Source organism: Pseudomonas sp. D8002, from assembly GCF_013385695.1.
Classification (GTDB): domain Bacteria; phylum Pseudomonadota; class Gammaproteobacteria; order Pseudomonadales; family Pseudomonadaceae; genus Aquipseudomonas.
Genome location: NZ_JACAPM010000027.1, coordinates 22573 through 38347, shown reverse-complemented (window position 1 = coordinate 38347; position 15775 = coordinate 22573). Strand labels below are relative to the sequence as shown.

General features: G+C 63.0%; 13 protein-coding genes. 8 read left to right on the top strand and 5 right to left on the bottom strand.

The genetic code is table 11. The annotated features are described in order from the left end of the window. Complete coding sequence (locus HX807_RS16205; RefSeq protein WP_003208573.1) at positions 1–846, top strand: ABC transporter ATP-binding protein; 846 nt, start codon at positions 1–3, stop codon at positions 844–846. Between the two features lie 12 nt (positions 847–858). Further along, positions 859–1356 carry an Lrp/AsnC family transcriptional regulator gene (locus HX807_RS16200; protein WP_003208571.1) on the top strand — a complete coding sequence of 166 codons (498 nt, stop codon included), beginning with the start codon at positions 859–861 and terminating at the stop codon, positions 1354–1356. 119 nt (positions 1357–1475) lie between these two features. Here the strand turns inward: HX807_RS16200 and HX807_RS16195 are convergent, their stop codons facing one another. The 4 genes from HX807_RS16195 to HX807_RS16180 all read right to left on the bottom strand — a co-directional run bounded on the left by HX807_RS16195 (position 1476) and on the right by HX807_RS16180 (position 5542). Further along, positions 1476–2309 carry a TIGR03915 family putative DNA repair protein gene (locus tag HX807_RS16195; RefSeq protein WP_177050465.1) on the bottom strand — a complete coding sequence of 278 codons (834 nt, stop codon included), beginning with the start codon at positions 2307–2309 and terminating at the stop codon, positions 1476–1478. Then, on the bottom strand, positions 2306–3526 hold the full coding sequence (locus HX807_RS16190) for a putative DNA modification/repair radical SAM protein (RefSeq protein WP_177021070.1): 1221 nt from the start codon (positions 3524–3526) through the stop codon (positions 2306–2308). Before HX807_RS16190 ends, HX807_RS16195 begins: the two co-directional genes overlap by 4 nt. A gap of 68 nt (positions 3527–3594) precedes the next feature. Continuing rightward, on the bottom strand, positions 3595–4932 hold the full coding sequence (locus HX807_RS16185) for a lysine N(6)-hydroxylase/L-ornithine N(5)-oxygenase family protein (RefSeq protein WP_003208565.1): 1338 nt from the start codon (positions 4930–4932) through the stop codon (positions 3595–3597). 127 nt (positions 4933–5059) lie between these two features. Further along, positions 5060–5542: a sigma-70 family RNA polymerase sigma factor gene (locus tag HX807_RS16180; RefSeq protein WP_102369561.1), complete on the bottom strand. Its 483-nt coding sequence runs from the start codon at positions 5540–5542 to the stop codon at positions 5060–5062. Between the two features lie 256 nt (positions 5543–5798). Between HX807_RS16180 and HX807_RS16175 the strand changes: the two genes are divergently transcribed. From HX807_RS16175 to HX807_RS16165, 3 genes are read left to right on the top strand one after another with little or no spacing between them, the layout of a single operon-like run. Next, positions 5799–6971 carry an efflux RND transporter periplasmic adaptor subunit gene (locus tag HX807_RS16175; protein ID WP_177050464.1) on the top strand — a complete coding sequence of 391 codons (1173 nt, stop codon included), beginning with the start codon at positions 5799–5801 and terminating at the stop codon, positions 6969–6971. Then, positions 6972–8942 (top strand): MacB family efflux pump subunit, encoded by a 1971-nt coding sequence (locus tag HX807_RS16170; RefSeq protein WP_177050463.1) that lies wholly within the window; start codon positions 6972–6974, stop codon positions 8940–8942. It abuts the gene before it with no gap. Between the two features lie 7 nt (positions 8943–8949). Beyond that, positions 8950–10359: an efflux transporter outer membrane subunit gene (locus HX807_RS16165; RefSeq protein ID WP_177050462.1), complete on the top strand. Its 1410-nt coding sequence runs from the start codon at positions 8950–8952 to the stop codon at positions 10357–10359. A 44-nt stretch (positions 10360–10403) separates the two neighbouring features. Here HX807_RS16165 and HX807_RS16160 read toward each other — a convergent pair whose 3' ends face one another. After that, complete coding sequence (locus HX807_RS16160; protein WP_177036774.1) at positions 10404–12032, bottom strand: PvdJ/PvdD/PvdP-like protein; 1629 nt, start codon at positions 12030–12032, stop codon at positions 10404–10406. 152 nt (positions 12033–12184) lie between these two features. On the opposite strand from HX807_RS16160, the gene pvdM reads away from it, so the two are divergent. The 3 genes from pvdM to HX807_RS16145 are packed head-to-tail and all read left to right on the top strand — an operon-like array spanning position 12185 to position 15746. Further along, on the top strand, positions 12185–13534 hold the full coding sequence (pvdM, locus tag HX807_RS16155; protein WP_008434503.1) for a pyoverdine-tailoring dipeptidase-like protein PvdM: 1350 nt from the start codon (positions 12185–12187) through the stop codon (positions 13532–13534). Positions 13535–13561: 27 nt separating this feature from the next. Further along, complete coding sequence (locus tag HX807_RS16150; RefSeq protein WP_003208551.1) at positions 13562–14839, top strand: aminotransferase class V-fold PLP-dependent enzyme; 1278 nt, start codon at positions 13562–13564, stop codon at positions 14837–14839. A 31-nt stretch (positions 14840–14870) separates the two neighbouring features. Beyond that, entirely contained in the window at positions 14871–15746 is an 876-nt protein-coding gene (locus HX807_RS16145) for a formylglycine-generating enzyme family protein (RefSeq protein WP_177050461.1), read from the top strand. Positions 15747–15775 lie beyond the last annotated feature (29 nt).

The following is a 15775-nucleotide window of genomic DNA, read 5'->3' as shown; positions in this document are numbered from 1 at the left end:
ATGAATCAGTCCGCGCAGGCCCTGGCCGCTTATCCCACCGATGTACGCCCCGCTACCCAGCCGGTCGCCGTGGCCGAAAACGCCAACGTCAAACTCCAGGTCGAAGGCCTGCACAAACGCTATGGCGAGCATGAGGTGCTCAAGGGCGTTTCACTGAACGCGCGCAACGGCGACGTGATCAGCCTGATCGGCGCCAGCGGCTCCGGCAAGAGCACGATGCTGCGATGCATCAACTTCCTCGAACAGCCGGACGCCGGGGTTATCACCCTCGATGGCATCAGCATCGAAATGCAGCAAGGCCGCGCCGGCACGCGCGCGCCGCACCAGGCGCAATTGCAGAACCTGCGCACCCGCCTGGCCATGGTGTTCCAGCACTTCAACCTGTGGAGCCACATGACCGTGCTGGAAAACATCACCATGGCGCCGCGCCGGGTGCTGGGGGTGAGCGCCGCCGAGGCGGAAAAACGCGCACGCCTGTACCTCGACAAGGTCGGCCTGCCGGGCCGGGTGGCGGACCAATACCCGGCATTCCTCTCCGGCGGCCAGCAACAGCGCGTGGCCATCGCCCGGGCCCTGGCGATGGAACCGGAGATCATTCTGTTCGACGAACCCACTTCGGCCCTCGACCCTGAACTTGTAGGAGAAGTGCTCAAAGTCATACAGACGTTGGCGGAGGAAGGTCGTACCATGCTCATGGTCACCCACGAAATGGGCTTTGCCCGCCAGGTGTCCAGCCAAGTGCTGTTCCTGCACCAGGGCCGTGTCGAGGAACAAGGCGGAGCCGAAATCCTCGACCAGCCGAACAGCGAACGCTTGCAGCAATTTCTTTCCAACCGATTGAAGTGAACACCACACACCATGGATACCAAGGCCACCGGACCGAACGCCTCACCTGTGCTGGACCGCATCGATGAAGCCATCATCGACGTGTTACGGCACCAGGGACGCATCACCTACGAAAAACTCTCGTCGCTGGTGCACCTGACGCCCAGGCCGTGCCTGGAACGGGTACGCAAGCTGGAACGACGCGGGGTCATCCGGGGTTATGGGGCGATCATCGACGTGCAGATGGTTTCGCCGGGGCTGTCACTGCTGGTGCTGGTGGCCCTCTCCAACCAGAGCGGGCGCTCGGCGCAGAAGGCGTTCGAGGCATGTGTCAAAGCCTGCCCGCAAGTGTTCGAGTGCCAGTTAATCAGCGGGCCGTTCGACTACAGCCTGCGCATGCGCTGCCGGGACATGGAGCACTACCGCGTGCTGACGGAAACCTGGCTGAACAATGATGAATTGCACATCGATAAATTGGTGGCGCATCCCGAGCTGGCGGTCGTAAAAAACACCGCCACCGAACTGGCCTGAATCCGCCCCTACAGGCAATAGAGATCAAATGTGGGAGCGGGCTTGCTCGCGAATGCGGTGTGTCAGCAGCACATCCAGCGACTGATACACCGCATTCGCGAGCAAGCCCGCTCCCACATTTAACCGTGCCCGCTTGAAATTCGCTTGCCTGGACGCGCCCCAATCATCTTCGCCTGCCCATCCCGCTGCTTGCCCGTGCGCGCCTCGCTGATCAGCCCCGGAATCAACTTGCCCTCCGGCAGATTCTTCCAGAACCGGCTCGGCAAATGCCCTTCCATCACCTTCGGATTCAACCGCGCCGGGTTAAAGATATGGCTGTAGTACGTCAACCACATCGCACTGTGGGGATCCTCGACATTCTGCGCCAACGCCTGCCATTCCACCGGGCATTGCCGCTGCTGAATCAACTGCTCCCCGTCGTAATAAACCCCATCCAGGGGCGTGGCGATCATCCAGCGATGACGCCCCATGCGCCCGACAAAATGCTGGCTGGCCACCTTCAAGATATCGTGGGCCGGCTCATGCCACGCCACGTACTCCGGCAACTGCGGCCCCGCCTCTGCCGGCAATGCGATAAACCGCACAAACGCATGCAGGTGATGGGCCTCGCGCTGCACCTGCTTGATCCGCCTCTGCAATTCGCTGCCCAGCTTGTCCCCCGACATCATCGCCGTGCGGTCCCCATGGCTGACGCGCCACAGCACCTCATACAACAGGCTCCAGCGCTGTTCACCGTGATAACACGCGGCAGACTCCAGCAGCTCCAGCAGCGCCTTGGGAATCCGCGCCTGGAACGGCCCGCACTCCGCCGGGTACTGCTCGTCGGTGGCAAACAGGTCCGCCACCTCGGCCACGCCCCAACTCACGTGGCTGGGGTCGATCTGATGGCTGAGCAACCAGCGCGCCTGCTCGCGCCAGGTGCTGAACAGGTTGTCGCATTCCAGGCTGATCATCCCCACAGCCCCATTTGCTGCGGCTGCGGGCGGTCGCGCAGTTGTTCGCGCAGCAGCACGCTGGTGCTTTCCGCTTGCTGCGGGTGGTAGTCGCTGGTGATAAAAAACGGCTTGGCCTTGGTCAGCACACACCGCATGCGCGCCAGGTCTTCGAAGCGGATCTTGCGCTGGCGACGCAGGTCCACCAGCCGCTGGGTGGTGCGCAGGCCAATTCCGGGAATGCGCGCAATAAGCGTCGGCTCGGCCCGGTTCAAGTCCAGCGGGAACACCTCGCGGTGCTCCAGCGCCCAGGCCAGCTTGGGGTCGATATCCAGGGCCAGGTCGCCCGGCCCTTCAAACAGTTCATTGGCGCTGAACCCGTAGCTGCGCAACAGGAAATCCGCCTGGTACAAGCGGTGCTCGCGCATCAGCGGCGGCGCGGCCAGGGGCACGCTTTTCGGGCTGTTGGGGATCGGGCTGAACGCCGAGTAATACACCCGGCGCAGTTTGAAATTGCCGTACAACGCCTCGGCGCTGTGGAGGATGGTGCTGTCGTCGGTGTCATCGGCGCCGACGATCATCTGCGTGCTCTGCCCGGCCGGCGCGAAACGCGGCGCGCGGGGTTCGTTGAGCACCGTCTGCTCACCGGTATAGATGGTTTGCATGGCCTGCTTGATCGAGACGATCTGCTTCTCGGGCGCCAGGGTTTGCAGGCTCTTGTCCGTTGGCAACTCGATATTCACGCTGAGGCGATCGGCATACCGCCCCGCCTCGGCAATCAGTGCCGGGTCGGCTTCGGGAATGGTCTTGAGGTGGATGTAGCCGCGAAAGTCATGCTCTTCGCGCAGGAGTTTGGCGACCCGCACCAGCTGCTCCATGGTGTAGTCGGCCGAACGGATGATGCCGGAGCTGAGAAACAGCCCGCTGACGCAGTTGCGCCGGTAAAAGTCGAGGGTCAGGGTCACCACCTCCTCCGGGCTGAAGCGTGCACGGGGCACGTCGCTGGAGCGGCGGTTGACGCAGTATTGGCAATCGTAGAGGCAGAAGTTGGTCAGCAGCACCTTGAGCAACGACACGCAGCGACCGTCGGGCGTGTAGCTGTGGCAGATGCCCATGCCATCGGTGGAACCCAGCCCCGCCTTGCCTTCCGAGCTGCGCTGGGGCGCACCGCTGCTGGCGCAGGACGCGTCGTACTTGGCGGCGTCGGCGAGGATGCTGAGTTTTTCGATCAACTGCATGGGGCTTCTACCGATACTGGTTTTTTGTACAGTATCAGCAGCCGCCCCCGCGGTTCAAGTGCAGCCTGTCAGCTGGCGGTGGCCAGCAACACGTCCTGCACCGAACGGCTCTTGCCGCGGCTGCGGTCGTGTTCGTACAGCGACGCGGCAATCTCGTCGGCACGGATCGGCAGGATCGACAGCAAGGTATCGCTCAGGCCATGGCTGGCCTGGCTGAAGCCCTGCATGTAGATGCCGGCCTTGCAGCGCTCGTCGGTGACGATGCGGTAGTCGCGGCTGACTTCAAAGTCGCCCATATAGTCGGCCAACGGTGCGAGCAACTGACGATGCATCTGGCGCTCGTAACCGGTGGCCAGTACGACGGCATCGTAATGGTTGAGGCTGGTTTCGCCGGTGGCGTTGTTGCGCAGCGCCAACTCCACACCCAGCGGCCCGGCCGTGGCTTTTTCCACGGTGGTCAGGGTACGGAACGCGTGACGGGCAATGCCGGAAACTTTCTGGCGGTAGAAGATCCCGTAGATGCGCTCGATCAGGTCCAGGTCCACCACCGAATAGTTGGTGTTGTGGTACTCGTTGACCAGGCGCTCGCGCTCGCTGCCGTTCTGCTGGAACACCAGGTCGGTGAACTCCGGCGAGAACACTTCGTTGACGAACGGGCTGTCATCCGCAGGCTTGAGGGCCGAGCCACGCAGGATCATGTCGACCTGCACCGACGGGAAGCTGTCGTTGAGGTCGATAAACGCCTCGGCTGCGCTCTGGCCACCACCGATGATCGCGATGCGCATCGGCTTGCCGTCGACACACGGTTGCTGGGCCATGCGTTCCAGGTACTGGGAGTGATGGAACACCCGACCGTCATCCTTGAGCGCCTTGAACGACGCCGGAATACGCGGCGTACCACCGGCGCTGACCACCACCGAGCGGGTGGTGCGCACGTGCTGTTCACCCTGGGCGTCCCGGGAAATCACCCGCAGCGCCTCTACCTGCTGCTGATGCAGGATCGGCTCGATGGCCAGCACTTCCTCGCCGTAGCGGCTTTGCGCCTGGAACTGCCCGGAAACCCAGCGCAGGTAGTCGTTGTACTCCATGCGGCACGGATAGAAGGTACCCAGGTTGATGAAATCCACCAGGCGCCCGTGGGCTTTCAAGTAATTGACGAAGGAATAAGGGCTGGTGGGATTGCGCAGGGTCACCAGGTCCTTGAGGAAGGAAATCTGCAATTCACTCTGGGTGACCAGGGTGTTGCCGTGCCAGCGGTAGTCGGCCTGTTTGTCGAGGAACAGCACGTCCAGTTTGCCCTGGGCTTTCTCGCGTTCCTGCAGGGCGATGGCCAGCGCCAGGTTCGAAGGGCCGAACCCGATACCGATCAGGTCGTGAACGGCGGGCGATGCAATTGCCTGTGTCATTCCAGTGTCCTCTGGATAAGCCCCGTGGCAGTGGGGCGGGAAAGCCTCAGAGACCTGAAGGCACAGCAACAGGTCGTGTGTTGATAGGAGACGAGGACAATGAAATAAAATTTAGCTAACGCTGGAATCAGTGCGCATCCCACTCACGCATGCGCGCCCGGCAATGCTTCATGGCATTGACGATGTGTTTTTCCACCAGCGCGCGGGAAATACCCAGGCGCTCGGCGATTTGCAGGTGGGACAGGCCGTCGAGCTTGCGCAGCAGGAAGCTGTCACGGCAGAGCGGCGGCAACTCGGCCAGCGCGCGCTCAAGCATTTCCAGGCGCTGGCCGTGGTCCAGGCAGTGATGGGGCGAAGACAGCGAAAAACGCTCCTCGCTGTCGAGTACTTCCAGGGGTTCATCCTGGCGCAGGGCGTTGCGCCGATGCCCGTCGATCACCAGGTTCAGCGCCGTGCGATAGAGAAACGCCCGGGGCTGCTCGATCGGGACCTCACTGGCACGCCCCAGCACCCGCACATAAGCGTCATGCACCACATCTTCGGCCACCTGACGGTTGCCCAGCTTGGCGTTGAGGAAACACACCAGCTCGCGATAGTAGTTTTCCAACATGACTCCCGACCGCCTGTAGGCGGCATTAGGTCCTTTGAGTACGAAGATAACGGCCGATTCGATGATGGCAGTTTGAGGTGCGTGTAATTTATAGTAATTCTCATCTAGTTTTAAACAAGACTTGCAACGCCGGCCAATTATTTTGCCTGACACACCTGTAACGGCATATGTAACGGCCTAAATCCCCGGACAATTTCCTCGTCTACCTGTCAGCTTCCCGCTCCTGCGGGCCGATCTTTCCTGGCTGGAACTCTGCATGAAACGTCCTCGACCTGCCCGACGCGCCCTGCTTGTGGTCGCGTGCCTGATCCCCGTCATCGCTTTAGCTGCCTGGCAGGTCCTGCCGCCGGGCCGGGACAAGCTGGCGACCGTCACCGTGACCCGGGGCGATATCGAAAGCAGCGTCACCGCCCTGGGCACCCTGCAACCCCGGCGCTACGTCGACGTGGGCGCCCAGGCGTCCGGACAGATCCAGAAGATTCATGTCGAGGCCGGTGCCCAGGTCAAGGAAGGCCAATTGCTGGTAGAGATCGACCCCTCCACGCAAAAAGCCAAGCTCGACGCCAGCCGCTATGCCATCGAGAACCTGCAGGCCCAGTTGCAGGAGCAACGGGCCCAGCACGAACTGGCCCGACAGAAGTACCAGCGCCAGCAACGCCTGGAAGCCGGTAACGCCACCCGGGAAGAAGACGTGCAAACTGCCAGGGCCGAACTGAGCGCCACCCAGGCGCGGGTCGACATGTTCCTGGCGCAGATTCGCCAGGCCAGGGCCAGCCTGCGCAGTGACGAGGCAGAGTTGGGCTACACGCGCATTTATGCGCCAATGAGCGGCACCGTGGTCGCGGTGGACGCCCGGGAAGGCCAGACACTCAACGCCCAGCAGCAAACCCCGCTGATCCTGCGGATCGCCAAGCTTTCGCCGATGACCGTATGGGCCGAAGTCTCGGAAGCCGACATCGGCCATGTCAAACCCGGCATGACGGCCTACTTCACCACCCTGAGCGGCGGCAGCCGACGCTGGACCAGCACCGTACGGCAGATTTTGCCGATCCCGCCCAAGCCGCTCAACGAAACCAGCCAGGGCGGTGGCAGCCCGAGCAGCGCCAGCAAAAGCGGCACCGGGCGAGTGGTGCTTTACACGGTGCTGCTGGACGTCGACAACACCGATAACGCCTTGATGGCGGAAATGACCGCCCAGGTATTCTTCGTCGCCGGCCAGGCCAGGGACACCCTGACCGCGCCGGTCGCCGCCCTGCAAGGCAGCCTCGGCGGCGACAAACAGATCGCCCGCGTGGTGGCGAAAAACGGCAGCATCGAGCAACGCGAAATCCGCCTGGGCCTCAGCGACCGCCTGCGGGTCCAGGTGCTGGAAGGCCTGAACGAAGGCGATCACCTGCTGATCGGCCCGGCCGATGGCAGCGGAGGTTGAATGTCGACCCCACTGATCGAACTCAAGGGCATCCGCAAATCCTACGGCGGCGGCGACACGCCGCAGGTTGATGTGCTGCGCGGCATCGACCTGGCGATCCATGCCGGGGAATTCGTGGCGATTGTCGGCGCCTCCGGCTCCGGCAAATCCACGCTGATGAATATCCTCGGCTGCCTCGACCGCCCCACCGAGGGCGACTACCTGTTCGCTGGGGAAAACGTCGCCCGGCTCGACAGCGACGAACTCGCCTGGCTGCGCCGCGAGGCCTTCGGTTTCGTGTTCCAGGGCTATCACCTGATCCCATCCGGCTCGGCCCAGGAAAACGTCGAGATGCCGGCGATCTATGCCGGCATCAGCGCCGCCGAACGCCATGCCCGCGCCAAGGCCCTGCTCACGCGCCTGGGCCTGGCCGAGCGCACCGGCAACCGCCCGCACCAGCTTTCGGGCGGCCAGCAACAACGGGTGTCGATTGCCCGGGCATTGATGAACGGCGGGCATATCATCCTCGCCGACGAACCCACCGGCGCCCTCGACAGCCACAGCGGCGCGGAGGTAATGACCCTGCTGGACGAACTGGCCAGCCAGGGCCACGTGGTCATCCTGATCACCCACGACCGCGAAGTCGCGGCGCGGGCCAATCGCATCATCGAGATCCGCGACGGGCTGATCATCAGCGACTCTGCCGACACCAGCGAGACGCCCCCCGTGGCCATCTCCGGCGCGTTGCAAGCCGTGGACCTGCGCCAGCGCCTGGCCGATGGCGCCGAGCACAACGGCGCCTGGAAAGCCGAGCTGCTGGATGCCGTGCAAGCCGCGTGGCGGGTGATGTGGATCAACCGTTTTCGCACGGCGCTGACGCTGCTGGGGATCATCATCGGCGTGGCGTCGGTGGTGGTGATGCTGGCGGTGGGCGAAGGCAGCAAGCGCCAGGTGATGGCGCAGATGGGCGCTTTCGGCTCCAATATCCTCTACGTCAGCGGGTCGGCACCCAACCCGCGCACACCACCCGGCGTGATCACCCTCAACGACGTCGCCGCCCTGGCGGCCCTGCCTCAGGTCAAGCGCATCATGCCGGTGAACGGCGCAGAGGCCGGGGTGCGCTTTGGCAACGTCGACCATATGGCGTATGTCGGTGGCAATGACACCAATTTCCCGGCCATTTTCAACTGGCCAGTGGTCGAGGGGAGTTACTTCTCCGAGGCCGACGAGCGCGCCGGAGCCACGGTGGCAGTGATCGGCAAACGGGTACGCGACAAACTGTTCAAGGATGTGACCGACCCGATCGGGAAATACATCCTGATCGAAAACGTTCCATTCCAGGTGGTCGGTGTGCTCGCCGAAAAAGGCGCCAGCTCCGGCGACAAAGACAGCGACGACCGTATCGCCATCCCCTACTCTGCCGCCAGCGTGCGCTTGTTCGGCAGCTATAACCCCGAATACGTAGTGATTGCCGCCGCCGACGCGCGCAACGTGCACGACGCCGAACAGGCTATCAATCAGTTGTTGCTGCGCCTGCACAACGGCAAGCACGACTTTGAACTGACCAACAATGCCGCGATGATCCAGGCCGAGGCACGCACCCAGAACACCTTGTCACTGATGCTCGGCTCGATTGCCGCGATTTCGCTGCTGGTGGGAGGTATCGGGGTGATGAATATCATGCTGATGACCGTACGTGAACGCACCCGGGAAATCGGCATTCGCATGGCCACCGGGGCGCGGCAGCGGGACATCCTGCGCCAGTTCCTCACTGAAGCGGTGATGCTCTCTGTGGTCGGCGGCGTCACCGGCATCGGCCTGGCCCTGCTGGTGGGTGGCGTACTCATCCTCAGCAACGTGGCCGTCGCGTTCTCGATTCCGGCCGCCGTGGGGGCCTTCTTCTGCGCCCTGGTCACCGGCGTTATCTTCGGTTTCATGCCGGCCCGCAAAGCCGCTCGACTTGACCCGGTCAAGGCCCTTACCAGTGAATGATCGCCCTATGAAAGTGTCCCTGACCCTCCTCGCCGCCAGCCTGCTGCTGGCCGCCTGCAGCAGCCCCGCACCGCGTCCGGGCGCAGGCATGCAAACACCGCCCGCCTGGCACAGTGCAAACGACGCAACGGCGCTGCGGGACAACCAGCAATGGTGGACAAGCTTCGACAGCCCCCAGCTCAACCAACTGATCGAACGGGCCCGCAGCGGCAGTTACGACCTGGCCAGCGCCATGGCCCGAGTGCGCCAGGCCCAGGCCAGCGCAGTGATAGCCGGCGCACCGTTGCTGCCTGAACTCACCGGCGCGTTCAACGCAAACCGCCAGAAGCTGCTGCGGGGCAAGGGCTACAGCCAGCTGGACGCTACCAGCAGCAACAAGGCCGTGGATTACTTCGATGCGCGCCTGAGCGCCACTTACGAAATTGATTTCTGGGGTGGCAAGCGCGCCGCCCGGGACAGCGCCGTGGAAGAGGTGCGCGCCAGCGAGTTCGACCAGGCCACCGTGGAACTGACCCTGCTCAGCGGTGTTGCGACCACCTATACCCAGTGGCTGTCATTGCGTGAGCAACTGCGCATCGCCCAACTCAACCTGGACAACGCCCAAAACGTGTTGAAGCTGGTGCAGACTCGCCACGATGCAGGCTCCGCCACCGCCCTGGAACTGGCCCAGCAAAAAAGCCTCGTGGCCGCACAACAACGCCAACTGCCGCTGGCACAGCAACAGGCCGACGAGGCCTTGATCAGCCTCGCGGCACTGCTGGGCACACCGGTGCAGGACCTGCACCTGGCCCCGCAACCCTTCGCCCAATTGAACTGGCCGAGCATCACCGCCGGCGTGCCCAGCCAACTGCTCAGCCGCCGTCCCGACATCGCCAGTGCCGAGGCCCGGCTGGCAGCAGCCCAGGCAGACGTCACCGTGGCCCGGGCAGCCATGCTGCCCACCCTCACCCTCAGTGCCGACCTGGGTTCGGGCGCCAACAAGCTCGCCGACGTAGTGCGCAGCCCGTTCTACAACCTCACTTCCGGCCTGGTCGCACCGATCTTCAACAACGGCCGCCTGAGCGCCGAACGGGACAAGGCCCGCGCACGCCAGGATGAGCTGCTGCAGACGTACCGGGGGGCCATCATCAATGGCTTTGCCGATGTGGAAAAAGCCCTGAGCAGCATTCGCGGGCTGGATGCGCAGCGCCAGTGGCAGAGCGAGGAACTGAGGGAGGCGCAGGCCGCCTTCGAGATTGCCCAGAGCCGATACGAGGCCGGAGCGGAGGATCTGCTGACGGTGCTGGAGACGCAGCGTACGTTATACGCGGCGCAGGATTTGAATGTGCAATTACGCCGATCGCGGCTGAACGCAAGCATTGCATTGTATAAGGCACTGGGGGGCGGCTGGCAGGTGCCAGCAAGCACAATCAACTGAATGAAAGCCGGGCTTGCCCGGCCCCCACCGTTGAGCGGCGCCCTTTAGAGCACCCGCTCTTTGACCTTCAAATGCCGCGCATACCAGGGACGCTTCGGCACCTTGCGAAACAGCCCGGCCAGCCTGTCCTCATCCGCCCCGAAGGTAATCCGCAGCGCCAGCTTCATGGTCTCCGGGTCCATCTCCATCGACTTGCCCATCTGCAACCCCGGCGTGGTGCTGCAACCATGGGTGTCCGGCCCCAGCCACGGGTCATCCACCTCCACCCAGCGCCCCGGCGCAAACCAGGGCACGCCGTTGACCTCCAGCCGGCTCACTTCACCCGGATGAAAACGCTCGTGGGCACGAAACCAATCCTCGATGCGGTCATCGATCCAACCATGAAAACGCCAGAACACCGGATTCACGTGAGAAGAAAACGGATCTCCAAGGAAGTCATTCTCTGCCACGTACCAACGCGCGGCAAAGTCAGCCGGGTCCCGTGCAAAAGGCACCGGCGCGCCGTTGGACGGGTCCCGCGGCACCGAGGCCCAGCGCATATGCAGCCAGTCGTGCAGGCCCAGCTCCACCTCAGAGCCGAACTGCCCCAAGGTGAGTTTCGCCAGGTAGCGCGGGTCGCGGTACTGCGACTCCCAGACCTCAAAGTTACTGTGGTAAGTCTCGGCCGCCTTGATATCGCTGACCCACTGGGTATACGCACTGTCATTCGCCGCCATCCAGGTAGGAGGCAACGCGAAACCGTCATGATTGTCGAAATAGCGCACAAACCCCTGGCGATCACGCTCCAGCCCCGGCTGTGGCTGAGGGAAGTACGTCCACGATGGCAAGTCCTGCATCGAACGTGCGGCGCCCAGCATGTGCCGATGCATGAAAAAGAAGTCGATGCCCGAACCGTTGCGATCCTTGCGCGGCCCCCGTGCATCGCGCTCCCGGTCACGCGGACCAGGCTGCCAGCCGATCCCCCGCAAGGCATTACGCTTGTCTTCGGAGAGTTTGTGCCACTGGTCACGGGAAGCGTGCCAGAGCTGGTGAAACAGGCGATGTTCGGGAGCAATCAACCAGGCCAATAGAACCGGGTTGAGACCGATGCGCTCACGCGCCTCGGGAAACAGCCGCTTGGTGGCGACAAAATGATTGTCCCGTTCGAGCAGGGCCAATGGGCGGTCCAGGCTGAGGATCTGCCCGCTCAAGGTGCCGCTGCCGGCGTTACCGAATTCGGCCCAGACTTCATCAAGGGTCATTTTGAACTCGTAGGCTGGAGCCCCGTCCACGGCATCGCGGTCGATCAGGCGCCAGTACAGATGCGCCCCGTCGCCGGGAGTCAGGTCACCCAACACACGATAGCGCGGCTCGCCGTCGGCACGCAGTTGTTCGCCAGTGTCGAGGTAGCCCCGCAGGCCACGCCCACGCGGGGCAACGTCGAGGAGCAATTCCAGGCCCTCCAGGGGCAGGCCTTTCAGGCCGGCATCGCGGCCTGCCAACTGCACATGCCACACGCCACGCAGGCTGTCCGCCAAATGCTGGCCGGCGGTGTCTGCCAGATCCACCGTGGCTTCGCCCGGGGTAATCGGAAACTCTTCACGCGTCAGCTCGCGATGGGCATAAAAGGCCGCAGGCACTGCAGCGCCAGTCAGCGCCAGGCCGGCGATGAACCCTCGTCGAGAAATCGTCATTGCTTTACCTGTGTCAGCCATCAAGCAGGCTTTATCCAAGCTAGAACGTTCGCTGACAGGGGAAATTTAGCACCGCGCCTCCCAGGCTTAAATTTTCCCGGCCATCGCTCGTTCATCCCAGATAGCAAAGGCCTCAACTGACTGAGATGGCAATGACAAAACCACGTTCGAAAAAGGCGTTGTACTTCGGCCTGCCGCTGGTCCTGGCCATTGGCGCCGGGGCCGGGTTCCTGGCTTGGGACCATTGGTTCAGGGGCAATGCCGGGTACCCGTTGGCGGTAATCAAGCAGGCCAATGAGATGCAGGACCGCCTGCTGTCGTTCGACAGTCACATCACCGTGCCGCTCAACTTTGGTACCGCCGGCAACGAAGCCGACAAGGACGGCAGCGGCCAGTTCGACCTGGCCAAGGCCAGCCGGGGGCGCCTGTCGGGTGCAGCCCTGACGATTTTCGGCTGGCCGGAAATGTGGAACGGCCCCAATGCGCCCCACAAGCCCACCGCGGGTTTTGTCGAAGAAGCCCGCCACCAGCAGGAGACTCGCTACAAGATCATCTCCGGCATGGTTCGCGACTTCCCCAACCAAGTGGGCATTGCCTACACCCCGGATGATTTCCGGCGTCTGCATGGCGAAGGCAAGTTTGCGATCTTTATCAGCATGCTCAACGCCTACCCGCTGGGTGATGACCTTAATCAGTTGAACCTGTGGACCGCGCGCGGCATGCGCATGTTCGGCTTCAGCTACATCGGCAACAACGCCTGGTCGGACTCGTCACGCCCACTGCCGTTTTTCAATGACTCACCCGATGCCCTCGACGGCCTCTCGGATATCGGTAAGCAAGCCGTGCATCGCCTCAATGACCTGGGGGTAATCATTGATGTCTCGCAGATGTCCACCAAGGCCCTGGAGCAAGTTGCGCAACTGAGCCGCACACCGATGGTGGCCTCCCACTCGGCGCCACGGGCGTCGGTGGACATACCACGCAACCTCAGCGACAAGGAACTGCAACTGATCAAGAACAGCGGCGGTGTCGTTCAGGTGGTGGGCTTCCCAGCTTACCTGCGCCCCCTCAGCCAGCCCACCCAGGACAAACTCAACGCGTTGCGCGCGCGCTTCGACCTGCCGCCACTGCCCAACCTGGCCGTAGCCCTGATGCCCGGCGACCCGATCATCTCGGCCTGGCCAGAACAAAAGTTTGGCCAATACGCCAGTGCGCTGTACGCCATCCTCGAAGAAGAACCCAAGGCCACCCTCAAGGACTTGGGCGATGCCATCGATTACACCGTGCGCAAGGTTGGCATCGACCACGTCGGCATCGCCTCGGACTTCAACGACGGCGGCGGCCTCAAGGGCTGGGAGAACGTCGGCGAAGTGCGCAACGTGACTGCGGAACTGATCCAGCGCGGCTACTCCGAAGCCGATATCGCCAAGCTCTGGGGAGGCAACTTCCTGCGGGTCTGGGACCAGGTACAAAAAGCTGCCAAGCCATTGGCCAACCGCTGAACCACCCTCAATGAATGAAGTGAATTCATGACCGACCGCCGTACGTTTCTCAAGCAGGCCGGGCTTCTCGCCGCGAGCCTGCCGCTGGGCACTGCCATCATCCCCCAGGCACTGGCAGGCAATGCGGCACCACCTGGCGACCCTTGGGCAGGCTTTCGCCAACTGTTTACCCAGGACCCGGACTACCTGCACTTTTCGAATTTCCTGGTGGCCTCGCACCCCAAGCCGGTGCGTGAGGCCATCGAGCGCTACCGCGCGCAGATCGACCGCAACCCCGGCCTGGCCATGGATTGGGACCTGCAAGAGACATGGAAGCGTGAAGGCCAGGTGCGCGAATGGGCCGGCCGCTACCTGAATGCCAGGCCCGGCCAGATAGCCCTGACCGGCAGCACCTCCGAAGGCCTGGCGATGATTTACGGCGGGATCCAGGTACGCCCCGACCAGGAAATCCTCACCACTGTTCACGAACATTACGCCACCGCCTACAGCCTCGATTTCCGGGTACGCAAGGAAGGCACCCAGGTACGCAAGATCAAATTGTTCGAGAGCGCCCATTCGGTGTCCGTCGATGAAGTGCTCGGTTCTATCGAGCGCAATATCCGCCCCAATACCCGTGTGCTCGGCATGACCTGGGTGCAATCCGGCAGCGGCGTCAAGCTGCCGATCGGCGCGATCGGCAAGCTGGTGGATGAACACAACCGCAACCGTGACGACAAGGACCGCATCCTCTACGTGGTCGATGGTGTGCATGGGTTTGGCGTCGAGAACCTCGACTTCCCGGACATGCATTGCGACTTTTTCATTGCCGGCACCCACAAGTGGATGTTCGGCCCGCGGGGCACCGGGATCATTTGCGCCCGCTCGGAGCAGAACACCGACGTGACACCGATGGTGCCGACCTTCTCCGAAGACACCAACTTCGCCACCACCATGACACCCGGCGGCTACCACGCCTTTGAACATCGCTGGGCTGCAGATGAAGCCTTCAAGCTGCACTTGCAGTTGGGCAAGCCGCAGGTACAGGCACGCATTCATCAGCTCAACGACGAACTGAAGACCCAACTGCTGGCGCACTCGAAGATAGAGCTGGTGACACCCCGCAGCAGCGAGTTGTCGGCAGGCTTCACCTTCTTCCGGGTCAACGGCCAGGACAGCCGCGACGTGGCCGCCCACATGATGAAAAACCGGGTAGTGATCGACTCGGTATATCGGGACGCCGGCCCGGTGATTCGCACTTCCCCGGGCCTGCTCAACACATCGGCCGAGATCCAGCGCTTCATGACGTTGCTGAGCCAACGGTTGTGACGCCTCTTTTTCATTTCAGCGAGATGCTCCCATGAACCATCACCCGCACCTGAAACCGCTGGCCGCAGTGATTATGACAACACTGTGCAGTGCCCTGCTACCGGGCCTGGCCCAGGCGGCCACGCCGACACCCGGTAAAGTGTTCAAGGACTGCAAGGACTGCCCGGAAATGGTCGTGTTGCCCGCCGGTACGTTCACCATGGGCACCCCGGAAGACGAAGTGGGCCGCGAGCCTGATGAAGGCCCGATGCACCCGGTCACCTTTGCCAGGCCCTTCGCCATGAGCCGCTTCCAGGTCACCGCCGGCGAGTGGGACAGCTATGTACGCCAGTCCGGGGTCAAGATTGCCAATGGCGATGAACGACCCGGCCGCGAGTGCGTCGCCAGCAAGCCACGCTACCCCCAGGGGCCGCGCCAACCTGCCGTGTGCATGGACTTCGAGGATGTGCAGAACTACGTCGCCTGGCTATCGAAGAAAACCGGCCATCACTACCAGATGGTCAGCGAAGCCCAACGTGAATACGCCGCCCGCGCCGGCTCCACCGGCCCGTTCCCCTTCCCGTTCGACGAGGGCAAGGGCTACAGCATTGCCCAGCATGCCAACACCTACGGCCCGGCGGATGGCTACAGCTACTCGTCCCCTGTGGGCAGCTACCCGCCCAACGCGTTCGGCATGTACGACATGCACGGCAACGTCTACGAGTGGACAGCCGATTGCTACAACGACGATTACGTCGGCGCCCCAAGCGACGGCAGCGCCTGGCTGACCGGTAAATGCCAGTTCAGACGCATCCGCGGCAACGACTGGGGTGAAGCCCCCGTGTTCTCCCGCTCCGGCAACCGCAATGCGTTGGTACCGGACAACCGCGGCGACTGGATCGGCTTTCGCGTCGTGCTGGATCTGTAAGGCAGCCAGCCCTCTAAATTAACCCTCCC